A 14,720-nucleotide genomic window follows, 5' to 3' on the forward strand; every position below is an offset into this window, starting at 1 on the left:
GTCGCTGCGCTCCAGCTGCGTCGCTGCGCTCCGCTCGGCCCTGGTCGGGCCGGGTCCCCCGGACGGTCGTCCGGCCGACAGAAGGGAGGTCAGGGCCGATGCTGACGATCGCGCGCCTGGGCTCCTGGGGCATCAACTACTACGAGAAGACCGCGGACCGATCCGGTCCTGAGGGCGGCCTGACGGAGTACTACAGCGAGGGCAATCGCCGCGCGCCCCGCATGGTGCTTGCCGGCGACCAGGAGGCCGTCGCTGAGCTGGTCGGCCTGCCATCGGGACATGTGATCTCGGAGAAGCAGATTCATGCGTGGTGGTCCGAGGCGCAGGCGCCCTCAGGTGCGATGGGTCGCGCCTTCGCTGCGCCGACCGTCGATGCACTTGGCCGCTCACGCGACGGCGTGCACGGCTTCGACCTGACCTTCGCCGCTCCCAAGAGCGTCTCCGTGATGCGAGGCATGGCTGACCCTCAGATGCTCGGCCAGTTCACCCGGGCGCACCGCGACGCGGTGAAGGTCGCGCTCGAGTATCTGAACCAGCACGCGGGCTACACGCGGCGGCACAACCCGGTCACGGGGAACAAAGACCTCGAGAAGCTTCCCGGGCTCGCACTCATCGAGTACAACCACGAAACGAGTCGCGCCGGCGACCCTCACCTGCACTCGCACATGATCCTCCCCAACCGCCAGGCCCGCGCCGACGGCAAGCTGGCCTCGCTCGACAGTAAGTCGCTCTACCACGAGGCCCGCGCCGCCGGCATGGTCTACCAGACGGCACTCCGCGACGGCCTCTCGCAGCGCCTCGGCGTGCTCTGGGGAGAGGTGAACCGCGACAGCGGCGTCGCCGAGATCGTCGGCGTCAACCCCCAGGCGATCAAGCTGTTCTCCAAGCGCAAGACCCAACTCGACGAATGGGTTCGCGAGAACGTCGACGGCCGCGTCGGCGCCGCGGCGACCGCCGCAGGGCAGCGGGCTACGAAGGTCGTCAAGGGCGAGGATCAGACGCTCGACGAGCTCCGAGACGCATGGGAGTCCGAGCTGGCGGAGCACGGCATCAACGTCGTCGAACGCGGCAACGCGATCGCCCCGCACAACATGCAACCACCGACCGTGGACGAGGTCCTCGAGTTCGTCCGACAGGGACGCTCGACGTGGACGCGTGCGGACCTCGTCGAGGCCGTCGGCACGCTGTGGCCGCCGAGCAACGACGATCCCCGCGAGGTCCTCCGGCAGATCGAAGCACTCACCGACGAAGCGGTCGCGCAGTGCTGGCAGAGCAGCGTCGATCGCGCCGCGCACCACCGCGAAGGCAGCATCCGATTCACCAGCGAGGAGGTCGTCGTCGAGGAGGCCGCCGCGCTCGAAATGGCCGGACGCCAGGATCCCCGCCTGCGGATGGCCGTCGGCGCGAACACCCACCAGGTGCTCGCCGAGAAGATGTCCGAACAGCAAGCCGAGACGATCCGCGCAGTCGTCACTAGCGACCGTGGACTCAACTTGATCGAGGCCCCCGCCGGCGCGGGAAAGACCACCTCGCTGCGCGGCCTGCGCGCGGCGTGCGAGGAGAACGGCCGCGACATGGTTCTGCTCGCGCCGACAGGCCGCGCGGCCGACGCCGGCGCATCCGAGGACGTCGCGCCGCGCACCGCCACGGTCGACAGCGAGCTATCCAAGATCGCCGACAACAAGCACAACTGGACCACCAAGTCCGTCATCGTCGTCGACGAGGCCGCGATGACCAGCAACCGGAAACTGACTGACCTGCTCCGCGCCGCGCACACCTCCGGCGCGAAGCTCGTCTTCGTCGGCGACTCCCACCAGCTCGACCCGGTCAAGGCCCGCGCCGGCCTGTTCGCGATGCTCCACAACGACCTCCCGTGGAGCCAGGAACTGACCGAAGTGTTCCGCCAAAAGGACCCACACGAGCGCGAAGCCGGCCTCGCACTGCGCAACGGATCGAAGGCAGGCCGCGCGCTCGCCGTCGACTGGTATGTCGAGCATGGGCGCGTGCACGCGGGCAACGACGTCGCGATGGCGCACGACGCGCTCCGCGGCTTCCTCGGCGACGTCGACGCCGGGAAGGACGCGCTTCTCATCAGCGACACGTGGGCGGTCTCCGATGCGCTCAACGCGCAAGTCCAGCACGCCCTCGGCCAACAGCGCGCGGGCCACGACTACCGTCGCACGCTCCCGTCGACGACCGTCGCGCGCGAGCACACCGTGTACCTCGGCGACACCGTCATGACGCTGCAGAACCTGAGCCCGCTCGACGTCGAGGTCACCGACGCGCACCACAACGGGATCCCCGACGACAGCCTCCGCGTCCGCAACGGCCACCGCTGGACCGTCATCGGCCTCCGCGACAACGGAGACCTCTGGGTCCAGCGCACCACCGACTCCGCGCAAGCGTGGATCCCCGCCGAGTACGCGCGCACCAACGTCGTGCTCGGCTACGCCGGCACGGTGCACTCCGCGCAGGGCGCGACTGCCGACACCTGCCACACCGTCATGTCCAGCGAGTCCGGCCGACGCGAGCTGCTCTACCCAGGGCTCACCCGCGGCAAGGAATCCAACCAGCTCTATCTCACCGAGAAGATCAACGGCGAGGCCGAGCACCAGCACGGCACCGGCCCCGAGAAGGGCTTCACCGAGATCCGGTTCCAACCAGCCAAGGCGCGGCACCTCATGGCGTCCGTCGCCGACCGGAGCACCGCCGACCAAGCCGCGCACCGCGTCGCCGAGATCGCGATCCTCGAGCACACCGACACGGGCGCCCCCCTCACCGGCAGCGGCATCGCTCCACGCATCGTCGCCGCCCACCGCACCCGCGACGAGCTCCGCGCACAACGACTCCACGAGTACCTCACCGAACAGCGCGCCGCGCGCCACCGCGCCGCGGCCCACGCCGCCGCTCGCGCCCGCGATACCGCCCGCGGGCACGACCTCAGTCGGTAGCCGGCGCAGGCGGCTCGGGATCCTCCACACGTTCGGCGGCCTCCGCGGCGCGGAACAACTCGACCGCCGCGATCGACGCCACCGGCAGCTCGAACGAGCCCTCGTTGTGCGTGCCATAGGGCTTGGCCGTGAGCGTCCACTCCACCGGCAACGACGTCGCCGATGGATCTCGGGCCAACACGATCAGGTCCGTCTCATCCTCCGACGTCCACGCGGGAGTACTCCGCAGAGTGTCCAGCTTCACCCTGACCTCCAAGGACCCGCTCGCGTCCCGGTTACGCCACGTCACCGCTCCATCCGGCCGCAAGTACGCCAAGTCGTCGAAATCCAGGGCCACGGCGCCCCCGGGACCCGCGGGCCGCCGCCACTCCGGGTCGAGCATCTTCTCCAGCACAAAGTCCGTGCCGGTGAAGCGCACACCACGAGCGCCGGCGATCGTCGCGACCAGCTCCACGTCCTCCAGGAACGAGAGCTGCCGGTTCGTGAGCGTCACCTGCAGCAGTGGGAGGCCCCGCGCGGCCATGTAGCCGATCGCCGACGGCCAGTCGCGCTCCACCTGTTTGCGCTCCTCCGCCTGCTGCTGATCGAGCTCCGCGGCGGTCGGCGGGGGCGGCGGTTCCGCGGGGCGACCAAACGGGCCCCGCATGAGTGCCGCCGTCAGCGGGTCCAACTGCGGAGCGTCGGCGGCCTCACGCCGCTGCTGATCGGCGTAGTCCAGCAGAGCCTCGCGCAGCTTGTTGTCGTCGTCGAGCACCGCCCACCCAGCAACGCCCATGTGCACGTCGACCTCGAGCTCCGGCTGGTAGTCGATATGCAAGAACTGCTTGCGTGTCGAGTGCATGTCTGGCCGATCAAGGATGGCCGCGACGCGCTCCATGTGGAACAGGTCGAGGGTCAGCCCGAACTCCTTGGCGGCCGCGTGGCACGCATCGCGCTCACTGAGCGTGATTTCTTGGCCGGTGACGAAGGCCATTCGCGATACGCCCCACTTCGGAATCTTTTCCGCGTCCTCTTTCAGTTTAGAGACAATGGTATTTATAGTTTGCTTCCCGCGTGGAAAGTAGCACGCCATAATGCTTTCGTTTCCATCGCGGTCTATCACGTGCCCGTCGCGCCCACCGTCTTTTCCACCGTTAGGATGTGACGGATCCACAGACTGGTATCCGTCGCCATACAAGACTTGCGTTGCGAGGCGCTCGCCGAAGCCCTTGGCCTCTGACCAGTTGAGAAGCCGTTGCTGGGTTTCGTCTATCCGATACTCCGTCACCCGCTAACGGTACTACCGCCTGGCCGCAGCGGAAACGCGCAACCAACCGGCGGCGGCGAGACCCCGTCGCGCCGTGCGCACCGTGCCGGCAGTTGGTTGCACGAGCAGCGATCACTATTGGAGAGTCCCCGTGCCGGGGCCGAATCCAGCGCGCTCCGCTCTCATCCTGAAAGGCGAAGACATGAGGGTTCTTCGATGGGGACTAGCTGTTGCGTTGGCGCTTTCGGCGGGCACCGCGGCAACAGCTGCGCCGGCGAGCGCGATCGATACTCCGTGCCGCTCGTGGACGGAAGTCAGACAGGGCTACACCTACGGGGTCATCACGTGCAAGACGCTCGTGACGTACTACATACTCACGCCCGACGGGTCCACGAAGTGCCGGCGGCAGTACCCGTTGCCAGGTCGGGGGCACAGAACATATCCCTGCTGCTGCGGGATCGACTACTAGCGGCGTGCATCGTTCCCGCCCAGGAGTCCGGACAGACAAGCGGGTGCTCAGTTGATCGCGCGGAGACCTCGTTCGGGCGAGACTGCGCCCATGAGCACCGCCGTGATGGAACGCCCCGAAACCGCGCCCAGGCCGCCGCAGAGCCCCTACTGCGGCCTCGTCCAGGCCGCCGATCGCGAAGGACAGGACGACCACCGCGGCTACCGGTTCGCATCCACAGGCCCGCACCTGCTCGTCAGCGGCCCCACCGGCGTCGGTAAGACCCGCCGAGTCCTCGCCCCCGCCGCGGCGGTCTGGCAAGGACCGGCCGTCGTCGTCTCCTCCAAGCGCGACCTCATGGAGCTCGTCGCGCAGAAGCGCTACGGGGAAGCTTGTGTCATCGACCTGCGGCCGATCAGCGGATCGGCGTACCCGGCCGACCTGAAGGTCTGCCGCATCGACCCCACCATCTCCATCGAGACCGTCGACGACGCACTGATCGTCGCCGAGACGCTCATCGCCATGTCCGCCGTCGGCTTCGGCGGCAGCACCGAGCAGGTCACCGACGGCGGACTCTGGGACAGCGTCGCGGAAGGTCCGCTCGCCGCGATCCTCTACTACTGCTCCCCCGCCTCCGTCGGCGGCGGAATACCGCTCGCCCTCGAGATCGCCGAGAACCTCCACGAGCCCGAGGACGCCGGTCCGAACGCGCTCCCCGGCCCCTCCTGGGAAAGCGTCGCCGACCAGCTCTCCGGCACGATCATCGGCCGGCGCCTCGGCCGCGTCCTGACGATGGACGCGCGCCAACGCGACTCCGTCGCCCTGGCGCTGACGAAGGCGCTCACCCCGTGGGTCCGCGAGGCAGTCCGCAACGAGGCCGCACCCGCCTTCGACATCCGGTTCCTCAACAACCCGGACACCACGCTCTACCTGCTGGCCCCGCCCGACGGCAGCGCCGCCGGTGCCGCGGTCGCCTTGCTCGAATCGATCATCCGGACCTGGCGCGAACTCGAATCCGCCGGCGAACTCGAATACCGCTTGCTGATGGTGATCGACGAGCTCCCCAACACCGCTCCCTTACCGAAGCTCGCCACCTACGTCGGCGAGGCCCGCGGACTCGGCGTCGCGCTCGTCGCCGCGGTCCAAGCGACCAGCCAGTTCGACGTGAAATTCGGTCACGCCCAGGCCGAAGTGCTGCGCGACATCTTCCCGGCGTTCGGCCTCCTCTACGGCGCACCCGAGAAGGACATCATCGAGCAAGCGTCCATGTGGGCCGGCCTCGCCGAGCGGCGCACCGAGGCCTTCACCCAGAACTCCAGCGAACGCTCGCACGAAGCCCGGTTCGGCAACCTCATCGAATGGCAAGAGATGCTCCCCACCAGCAAGGACTACTGCCGCTTGATCATCCGCGGAACACCCGGCGTGCGCGCCTACCTGCCCGACTGGAGCAAGCTGTGGCCGATGCTCGAGCGCTACCAACACACGCGCGTCACCGGCACCGGAAACGCGACGGTGATCCGATGAACAGGAACAAGATCGCCTTCTACGCCGCGATCATCTGCACCATCCTCGGCATCGGCCTGTTCCTCACGCTGTACTTCGGCGCCGTGTTCAGCTTCGCCCCAACCGGCACCAGTAGCGATCCGCTCGGCGGAACCGGCTTGACCATCAGCACCGACTTCGGAGGCACCCCGTGAACCGCCGCGCCCGCACCCTGCGCCGCTACGAACCGACCCGGGCCGACTGGATCGCCAACCACGCCGGGCCGTTCGCCTTCCAGAAGCGGCGCGCCGAGATCATGTGGAAGAACATCCGCCAGGCGCAACGGGCCAACGCCGGCGTCGAGCCGAACGTCCGTGCTGAGGTCGTCACCCAGGCCTTCGCCTACCGCAAGCACGCCACCGTCGTCGACGGCGTCGAAGCCGCCGTCATCGCCGTCGCCGCGGTATGCGCCCCGATCGGGTGGGCCGGCGGCCGCCTGCTCTACAAGGCCATCGAACGCCGCATCCCCGACCAGCTCCCCAGCTACCCCATCACGCTGCTCCTGTGGTGCAACGTCCTCGTCGGCCTCGCCGTCCTCGTCGCCATGCCGACGAGCGGAGGCCTCGGCACCGTCATCCTCGGCGGATGGCTCCTCGCCCAGCTCCCCGCGGTCTTCCTCGCCGCCGGCATCTACGGGATCCTCGAAGGATGGCTCGCCGTCGACGGCAGCACCGACCTCTTCCCCGTCGGATACGCCGACGAGGAGCGCCGGATCTACGAGGCCCCGCCCATGCTCAGCAGCCCCGCCGACCTCGATGACCACCCCTGGTACCCCACCGACGACCCAGACGAGGGATACGGACTCCCTCCGCTTCGCAGATAGCGGTGACCTGGAGTTATCTACTTGGCATGAGTTTCTGAACAGGGCTTATCTAGCTGGACCTAGATAGTTTGAGCCACGAGAACAAATATTGGTGTAATCTCGGCGTATGAACTTTCGCACCGCTTCCCCGGTCCACGAGATTCGTCGGTGGTCCACGCACGCGGAACTTTCCGCTGACGCCACGGCCGAGCAGCTCGGCATCACCGCCGCGTCCGTCGCCACAGCGCGGCGGCGCTACGACACCTTCCCGGCTCCCGTCTCCGGCGCAGCCAGCGGTCCAACTGCGCGGTACCGGGCGAGTGAGATCTACGATTTCCAGCTCTCCCTCGCCAAGGACCAGCGGCGCCGCCCCCGACCCGTGCCGCGGCTCCATCCGCGCCGCGTATTCGGCGCCGCGACCCTGACCACCTCGATCACGCTCCGTGCGATCGATCCTCAGGGGCGGTCGATCACCTGGATCGCGTACCTGATCGACCCTCACGACGACGGCGAGCATGTCGCCCTGACCTACCGCCTCGACCCATCGGGCATGATCCCGCCGCTCGCAGAGCTGGAGCAGGTTCGCGACGCCTTGGCCCAGCAGGGCGCCGATCACGCCGCGATCATTCTGCCGGGCAACGACTTTTACCCGAGCGGTGATGGCTCCGTCGCGCCGTACATCACCGTTCTTGACGGGGCCGGTGCCTGGTCCGCCGGATGGACGGACCTCGTCGAGGCTCTGCCCGGCGTCCAACTCCCCTGGTGGCCGCAGCCGCTGCGGTCGGCTGCGGTGATGCGGCGGTGGCGCCCCGGCGACGACCCCGTTGTGGTCGTGCCCGTGGACTGGACCAGCGGCCCCGTCCGCACCGCCGAGCGCCTCCGCGACGCCCCGGACACGCATCCCAACGCCGTTGACGCGCTCCAGAACCTCCTCGACCGGTGGCGCTTCACGCACACTCCGCTCGCAGTCGACCGCTTGTCGCGCTCCGTCGCCAGCGCCGCGGTCCTCCCGCCCCTCCCCGACGGCGTGCCGGAGCATCCGACCGCCGACATGAGCGCCGCGTTGCTCCACCAGGTCGTCACCGACCTCGACGGGGAAGATCTGCTTGCTCTGCTGCCCAGCGGTGTCACCCCCGGCGCAGCCGCGCACGTGCGCATCATCGGCGGCGACGAGCTCGCCGGCAACGCTCTCGCCGAGCGGTGGCGCGGGCGCCTCGTCGACGCCGGCCCCCGCGCCGGCGAGTTCGGGTTCACCGTCGCCCGGTCCGCGATGCTCTCCGGCGACGAGCTGGTCCAGCTCGTCGACCCGCTCGCCCCCGACGTCTGGGTGGTCGAGGACCGCGCCACCGGCACGATCACCCACACCGTCGGTGATCGCACCCCCGCGGCACGCGGCGCCCTCACCACCGCGGCGATCACGGCTGGGTCCCGCTCCGCGATCGCCTTCTACACCGACGCAGCCGGCGTCGAGTGGCCGATCCCCGCCGCGGAAACCGACGAATTCTGCATCGGCTACGTGGGCGACGGCCCGCGGCGCCTGGTGAAGATACTCAAGCTCCTCTCCGACGACGCCGCGGCGGACACACTTGCGGCGCGGAAGATCACCGCGCCCGCGAACCGCGCCGCCGACGAGATCTTCGCCGAGGTCGACGACACCCCGATCCTGCTGCGCCAGGCGGACTGCCGCTAGGAAGATCCGTCCGGCCGGGAGTGCTTGTAGATCAGGGCTTCCCGTCCTCCACCACGTCGACCATCCCGTCCTCGAGCAAGCGGAGCAGAAGCGCAGACTTCGTTCCTGCAGGACGCCCCGCCGCCTGGTACTTCGCGCGGACGCGGGCCACGTACGTCGCCATCGTCGACGTCGAGATCGAGAGTTGTCGGGCCGCTTCCTCCTTCGAGCTCGACACGATCCAGGTGGCGATCGCCTCCCGCTCGCGATCGCTCAGCGCAGCGGGATTCTGCACATCGCTCTTCGCCGACCGGGCCCGGCGGATGATCGCCTCCCGTTCGCGATCTGCGAGGCGAGACTTGGCATGACCGCCGACGAACTTGTGCTTGTCCGAGACGAATTCGAGCTTTCCCGGCGGGAATCGCTCGACCGGCACACTCGGTGCCGGCATGACCTTCTGCGGTGCGGATCGTTCCTCAGCGACGCCGCGCGTCCACAAACCCTGGAGATCGCCGGCATCGTCGCTCAGTCGCCCCTTCAACAGGTCGACGACCCGCTTGCTCGGCATGCGAGGCCCTGTCAGGGCCTGATAGACGGTCTGGTGCGACAGGCCTACGTCCGCGGCCAGCGCCGCTACCGCGGGATCGCCAGCATCCAAGACCAGCTTCTGTGCGCGCAGGAAGAACTCGCGCCGGGCGTCCGCGTCCGAGGTGCGAGGGAGCCGTGGAGGCCTGAGTGGCCGCTTCGCCATGTTGACATCCTAACCCCGCCTTGACTGGACGCACGTCTAGTTTTTATCAGGTGTTCTACCGGGAGATATCTTGAAACAGATGACACCAGTTTGTCCTCTGATGCGGGGTTGACGCCACGGAGGCCGGGGCCTCATATTTGAGGTATCAGCTCACGAGGAGCTGGTGAAGAGAAGGGAGCAGGTGATGGCGGTGAAGAACCGGCTGTCGGTCCCCCGATGGCTCTGCTGGAGTGACGGCCTCGTCGTCCTCGGCATGGTGCTGGTGGCTTCGGTCGCCTTGGTCTGGGTCGGTGCTAACGCCGCCCTCGTGGTGGCACTCACCGTGTTCGTGGTTCGGATCCTCGCGGCGTGGGCGGCCTTCAAGCTCGCCTCCGCCCCGTGGCCGAAGGGAATCGCGCCGCCGGCTGCCTAGCCTGCGAGATACCGCCGATTGCTCACGAATAGCCAAGCCCGCCTGCTCGATTCGGAGCAGGCGGGCGTTTATGTGATCGCGACACCGCGATCAGCCTCCGGCCAGGTTGAGGATCCCCTCTGCGTGCTCCGGGCGCACCGTGTCGAGGATCGTCGACCGAAGCGCCTCCTCCACGATCGACGGCGTCAGAGTACGGACCTCCTCGCGACTCGGCCGGCTCCCGGCCTTCAACATCTGCGCGGTCTGCCGCTGTAGCAACTTGTTCCCCTGCCGCGTCCACTGCCGGACGAACCGGGCGTTGCCCACCAGGTCGGTGCCGGTGGCCTGCACGCCCCGCTTGTTCAGGGCCTCGAACTTGCCGAGCGCCTCGTAGTAGCGGCGCATCGTCTCGTGCGCGTCCGGGTCGATCGACGTCGACCGGCGCTCGCACATCAGGTCCGCGATCCCCGACAGCTCCACGCTGTTGTAGCTGCGGAATGTCACCCGCTGCGCGAACCGTCCACGGAGGCCCTCGTTGACGTCCAGGACCTCCTCGATGGCGCCGTTGTAGCCGGCCGCGATCACGATCAGGTTGGCCCTGGCGTTCTCCATCACCGGCAGCAGGGTGTTGACGATCGCGTTCCCGAACGCGTCGCCCTTGTGATAGCCCTGCTCATAGAGGTCGTGGAACTCGTCGAAGAAGATCGTGCCGCCGTCGGCCTCCTCGAGGACCGCCTGCGTGGCCTTCTCCGTATCGCCGAGCACGTTGCCGATCAGCTTCGCCCGCGAGGTCTCGATGAACTTGTCGGTCGGCAGCAGGCCGTGCCCGTAGAAGAACCCCGACAGCAGTCGGCCGACCTCGGTCTTGCCCGTCCCGGGCGGGCCGACGAGAAGCACGTGCTGCGAGTCCTCCGGATCGTCCAGCTCCTCCTCGAGCTCGTCGCGCCGGTACGCGAGCACCATCGCCCGATCCGACAGATCCTCGACCTGCTGCTTGACGTCCTCGAGGCCGACCATCGCGTCGAGCTCGGCCTGCGCCTTCGCCAGGCTGTCCGCGGCGCCGGCCGCGGCCTTGACCGCGATCCGCTCCTCCTCGGTCGGCTGCGTCGCCGGGTCCCACCGGTCCGCGCGCTCCGAGATCCGGGCAGGGTTGACCACAACTAGCCCGAGCGACGGATCATCGAGCGCCTCCTGCGCACCGGAGAACCCGGGCAGCACCGCCAGCGCCTCCCGCAACAGCGACTCGGCCAGCGCGCCGTCGCCGGTCGCGCGCGCGGCCATCGCCCGGTAGTACAACCCGGTCGCGCGCACCGCCTCCGACAGATCCGGCGCCGGGCGGCGCCGGCCGACCTCGCTGTCGAGCAGCTCGGAGAACAAGCCCACCCGGGCCTGCGCGTGCAGGCGAAGCTCGGTCAGGAGCTTCCCGACGTACGGGTCCGCCGACGACACCAGCGCCGACCTGTCCGTGGCCGCCAACACGTCGGTCCAGCGCTCCGTGCGCATCGCCAGGACCACGCGGGCGTAGACGGTGTAGTCGTCGGCCGGCTCGCCGGCCAGGGCGCGATCGGCCTCGTCGAAGCGCCCCTCCTCCACCAGGCGCACCGCGTACGCCGCGGTGATCGCGCCCGGATGGAAGAGGTTGTCGATCATGATGTCGGCCACCGCGGTCGACGTGTCCAGCGCCGTCGCCTGCACCCGGATCCGCTCGAAGCCCTCGCCGACCCGGTCCTTCGCCGCGTGCAGACCGGCAAGGACGTCGACGCCGCGATCTCCCGCAGCGATGAGCGCCAGCCACCCATCCGCGAGCCGAGGATCCGCGGCGACCGCCTTGCGGAGCACCGCGCGGGCCGTCACCGGGTCAGGGCGGCTGCGCCGCCCGTCGATCGGGACACCGAGCGCCGAGACCCCCGCGGTCAACGCCTCCATTGCTGCACTCACTGCTCGCTCGATTCTTCTACTGCGGCTGCGGCTGAGCCAGCGGGATCGTCAAGAACTGCTGCTCGGACCGCGCCGCGCCGACCGTCAGCGTGAACGGCGCCCGGTCCCCGACCGCCACCTCCATCTTGTCGGCCGCCGTCTGGCGGATCGAGACGTCCCAGGGGCCCGGATCCGGTGCCGAGTACTCGACCACCGTCATCACTACGGCCGCCGAGCGGGTCACGCTCACACCGAGATCCGCGACCACCATCGCCGGGCTGTGCATCGTCTCGCCGCCACCCGGTGCCGCGATCATCAGTTCGCTCGAGGCCAGGCGCGCCCACACCTGCGGGCGATCCGTGTACACGACCGTCCGCGCGCCGCCCGAGACCGCACGCAGTACGCGTTGCTGGATCAGCGGCAGGTCTGCGCGGACGACGATGCGGGTGGGTTCGGCCGGGTCGCTCAGCGGCATCAGCGCGGGGAAGCCGCGCGACGTGGTGCCCATCAGCTGTCCGTCGGAGCCGACCGGCAGTCGCAGCTCGTCGAGCTGTTCTGCCGGCACGCGCTCGGCGAAGGTCGGGTCCGTCTGCGCGGTACCCGCCGGCACCCCGTACATCAGCGCGTCGAGCTGACGCGCGGGCAGCGACTCCAGCTCGAGCGCGGGAGCCTCCGCCATCGGCGACGCGGTGTGCATCCGCACCACCGCCGAGGCGTCAACCGCACCACTGAACTTCCTGCTCAGCCGGATCGTCGTCACGGTCAAGTTGGTCCGCGGCGACCACATGCGGCCCAGGAAGTCCGAGGTGATGTTCGCCGCCGGCACCGCCCACACCTGGATGAAGTCCCGCGGGCCGCGGATGTCGCGCCACCCGACGGTGATCTGGTCCAGCGTCGTGCCGCCCAGCAGCGTCCGCGTGGCCGCGTCCAAGCGTGCCGCGTTGAGCGGGCGCACCCGCTGCCCGGTCTGCAGGGTGATCTCGTGCGCGATCCGCTGCGTCGCCGCCACCGCCGCGGCCGCGGCGTCGCCGCGGTACTCGACCGCCGCCAGACACTGCTTGGGATCGAGCCGCAGAATCAGCCATGACGCTCGCACCGCGGCCGCCGGTCGCGACGCCAGCAGCGCCTCGTAGACGTCGGTGTAGGCCGACGGTGTCGCGCCGTGCCGCCTACCCGCGGAGACGATGTCGACGGTGTTCAGGCACAGCCCGCCGTACTGCTCCATCATCCGGCGGGCGACCGCGATCGGGATCACGTCCTCGTAGCTGGCGGTCTCGCCGGTCAGGGCCGTCATCGTGTGCGGCTTACCCAGCAGCGCGACCGCGGTGATGATCTCGTCCCCGTGGTAGCGGACGCCGACCTCATCCGCCCACGAGCCCTCCGGCTCGATCGCGATCGCGGCAGGCAAGTCCGCGCGCGGCTGCCGCGCGACCCGACGGGCCCGCAGCGACTTGCGCACCCACCCCGCCGCGGTCAGCCCGCGGTAGGTGACCGTCGCGATGAGCAGCAGCACGACACCCACCACAACCCACACCCACCACGGCGGGACGCGCAGCGCCAGCATCAAGCCGGCGCCGATCGCCTCCGCGATCACCAGCGCTTTCAGATTCGCATCGAGGCCGAACTGCTTCACGACTTACTCCCCTTCCGCCGCCGGCTCACCAGCAGCTGTACCGCCACGATCAGAACTGCTCCGACGCCGATCACGATCCAGCCGACGTTCAGCGCCCGGTGATCCGCCGGCGGTGGTGGCGGAGCGACCTCGAGGACCTCACGGGTGGCCGTCGGTGGGGCCACCGAGGCCGCGACGGGCGCGCCGTTGAGCGCGGCGGCCGCGTCGACCACCCCGTAACCGACGACGGTGTCCCGGCCGCCCGCCGGATGGTGCGCAGTGGAGGTGAGCCGTTCGCGGACCTGCGCCGCTGTGAGTTTCGGCTCCGCCGAGCGGATCAGCGCGACCAGACCAGAGACGTACGCGGCCGAGAAGCTCGTCCCCGCGATCGGCTTCGGCGTCACGTCGTCCATCACCCGGTTGATCAGCTTGCCCTCGCGGCCGAAGCCGATCACGGGACCGCCGGGCGCCGCGACGGTCACCCACGGGCCATGCAGCGAATAGTCCTCCTTGCGGTCGCCGTAGAGGCCGGCGCCGCGCGAGTCCGTCGCACCGACCGAGATCACCAGCTCGTGGAACCACGACGGTGCCGAGACCGTCTTGACGTTGTTCCACCCGCCCGTCTTGTCCGTCACCTCAGGATTCGGGTTCTGTCCGCAGTTCGAGTCCGTCGTGTTGCCCGCGGCCGCGACCACCACCACGTCGCGCTTCGCCGCGAAATCCAGTGCGCCGCCGAGGGCGTCCTGCGGGACCAGCTTCCGCGCGTCGAAGCACGAGGTCACCGACAGGTTGATCACCTTCGCCCCCATGCTCACCGCGTGGACGATCGCCCGCGCCAACGACTCGAGGTCGCCGGCCGTGCGTTTGGTCTGGTCCCCGTCGAGGCCGACCCGTCCCGACCACGCTCGCGAGGACTGCCGGATCGAGATCAGCTGCGCCTCCGGCGCGAGCCCGCTGAACGAGTCCGTGCTACTCGGCTTGCCAGCGATCAGCGACGCCACGACGGTGCCGTGGGGGTCGCAGTCGTCGAGGCCGTTGCCCGATGCGACGATGTAGTCCCCGCCCGGACGGGGCGTCAGCCGCGGATTCGGGGTCACGCCGGTGTCGATCACCGCGACGGTCACGCCCGCCCCACGGGTCTTCTTCCACAGCTCCGACGGGTTGAAGAACCGCGTCGACTCCGGGACCGCCTTCGGGTCGTCACCCTCCCACCGGCCGATCCCGCACCCACTGTCCTGACGCATCTCCATCGCCGGCGACGGATCACCGTCTGGCTATGTCAAGTTGATCTGGCCCCGGTAGGGCGGTTTCATTCGGCCCCACCTGAGTGGGGCCCTGAGCCGCTAGAGTCCGGGGTGTGGATGGGCGGCCGCGGGTGCGCAGTGTGGTTG

The 14,720-nt window shown here is 69.2% G+C and carries 11 protein-coding genes; 6 read left to right on the forward strand and 5 right to left on the reverse strand.

The window, feature by feature from the left end:
- Positions 1-98 precede the first annotated feature (98 nt).
- On the forward strand, positions 99-2,951 hold the full coding sequence (gene mobF / locus ACM9LD_RS22780) for a MobF family relaxase (RefSeq protein WP_415678799.1): 2,853 nt from the start codon (positions 99-101) through the stop codon (positions 2,949-2,951).
- Here the strand turns inward: mobF and ACM9LD_RS22785 are convergent.
- Positions 2,941-4,218, reverse strand: a complete 1,278-nt coding sequence (locus ACM9LD_RS22785; protein ID WP_415678800.1) for a hypothetical protein — start codon at positions 4,216-4,218, stop codon at positions 2,941-2,943. The genes mobF and ACM9LD_RS22785 overlap by 11 nt on opposite strands.
- Before the next feature lie 538 nt (positions 4,219-4,756).
- On the opposite strand from ACM9LD_RS22785, the gene ACM9LD_RS22790 reads away from it, so the two are divergent.
- From ACM9LD_RS22790 to ACM9LD_RS22805, 4 genes are all read left to right on the forward strand, one after another.
- Complete coding sequence (locus ACM9LD_RS22790) at positions 4,757-6,169, forward strand: type IV secretory system conjugative DNA transfer family protein (protein ID WP_415678801.1); 1,413 nt, start codon at positions 4,757-4,759, stop codon at positions 6,167-6,169.
- Complete coding sequence (locus ACM9LD_RS22795) at positions 6,166-6,342, forward strand: hypothetical protein (protein WP_415678802.1); 177 nt, start codon at positions 6,166-6,168, stop codon at positions 6,340-6,342. Before ACM9LD_RS22790 ends, ACM9LD_RS22795 begins: the two co-directional genes overlap by 4 nt.
- Positions 6,339-7,010 (forward strand): hypothetical protein, encoded by a 672-nt coding sequence (locus ACM9LD_RS22800; protein WP_415678803.1) that lies wholly within the window; start codon positions 6,339-6,341, stop codon positions 7,008-7,010. Before ACM9LD_RS22795 ends, ACM9LD_RS22800 begins: the two co-directional genes overlap by 4 nt.
- A gap of 106 nt (positions 7,011-7,116) precedes the next feature.
- Complete coding sequence (locus tag ACM9LD_RS22805) at positions 7,117-8,679, forward strand: hypothetical protein (protein WP_415678804.1); 1,563 nt, start codon at positions 7,117-7,119, stop codon at positions 8,677-8,679.
- A gap of 31 nt (positions 8,680-8,710) precedes the next feature.
- Here ACM9LD_RS22805 and ACM9LD_RS22810 read toward each other — a convergent pair whose 3' ends face one another.
- Entirely contained in the window at positions 8,711-9,409 is a 699-nt protein-coding gene (locus ACM9LD_RS22810; RefSeq protein ID WP_415678805.1) for a helix-turn-helix transcriptional regulator, read from the reverse strand.
- A gap of 163 nt (positions 9,410-9,572) precedes the next feature.
- Between ACM9LD_RS22810 and ACM9LD_RS22815 the strand changes: the two genes are divergently transcribed.
- On the forward strand, positions 9,573-9,821 hold the full coding sequence (locus ACM9LD_RS22815; protein ID WP_415678806.1) for a hypothetical protein: 249 nt from the start codon (positions 9,573-9,575) through the stop codon (positions 9,819-9,821).
- A 90-nt stretch (positions 9,822-9,911) separates the two neighbouring features.
- Here ACM9LD_RS22815 and ACM9LD_RS22820 read toward each other — a convergent pair whose 3' ends face one another.
- From ACM9LD_RS22820 to mycP, 3 genes are read right to left on the reverse strand one after another with little or no spacing between them, the layout of a single operon-like run.
- The gene (locus ACM9LD_RS22820; RefSeq protein ID WP_415678807.1) at positions 9,912-11,738 is read right to left on the reverse strand and encodes an AAA family ATPase; all 1,827 of its coding nucleotides are present in this window, start codon (positions 11,736-11,738) and stop codon (positions 9,912-9,914) included.
- A gap of 16 nt (positions 11,739-11,754) precedes the next feature.
- Positions 11,755-13,350, reverse strand: coding sequence for a type VII secretion protein EccE (gene eccE, locus ACM9LD_RS22825; RefSeq protein ID WP_415678808.1), 1,596 nt, complete (start codon positions 13,348-13,350; stop codon positions 11,755-11,757).
- A complete protein-coding gene (mycP, locus tag ACM9LD_RS22830) occupies positions 13,347-14,573 on the reverse strand; it encodes a type VII secretion-associated serine protease mycosin (RefSeq protein ID WP_415678809.1) in 1,227 nt (408 codons plus the stop codon). The genes eccE and mycP overlap by 4 nt, the downstream gene beginning before the upstream one ends.
- Positions 14,574-14,720: the final 147 nt, after the last annotated feature.

Origin of the sequence: Tsukamurella hominis (assembly GCF_965137015.1) — a bacterium.
Classification (GTDB): Bacteria; Actinomycetota; Actinomycetes; order Mycobacteriales; family Mycobacteriaceae; genus Tsukamurella; species Tsukamurella hominis.

Excerpts from the sequence above, each read along its gene's own strand:
- ACM9LD_RS22795 (WP_415678802.1), top strand. The coding sequence starts at position 6,166 with ATGAACAGGAACAAGATCGCCTTCTACGCCGCGATCATCTGCACCATC.
- mobF (WP_415678799.1), top strand. The coding sequence starts at position 99 with ATGCTGACGATCGCGCGCCTGGGCTCCTGGGGCATCAACTACTACGAG.
- ACM9LD_RS22790 (WP_415678801.1), top strand. The coding sequence starts at position 4,757 with ATGAGCACCGCCGTGATGGAACGCCCCGAAACCGCGCCCAGGCCGCCG.
- mycP (WP_415678809.1), bottom strand. The coding sequence starts at position 14,573 with ATGCGTCAGGACAGTGGGTGCGGGATCGGCCGGTGGGAGGGTGACGAC.
- ACM9LD_RS22805 (WP_415678804.1), top strand. The coding sequence starts at position 7,117 with ATGAACTTTCGCACCGCTTCCCCGGTCCACGAGATTCGTCGGTGGTCC.
- ACM9LD_RS22810 (WP_415678805.1), bottom strand. The coding sequence starts at position 9,409 with ATGGCGAAGCGGCCACTCAGGCCTCCACGGCTCCCTCGCACCTCGGAC.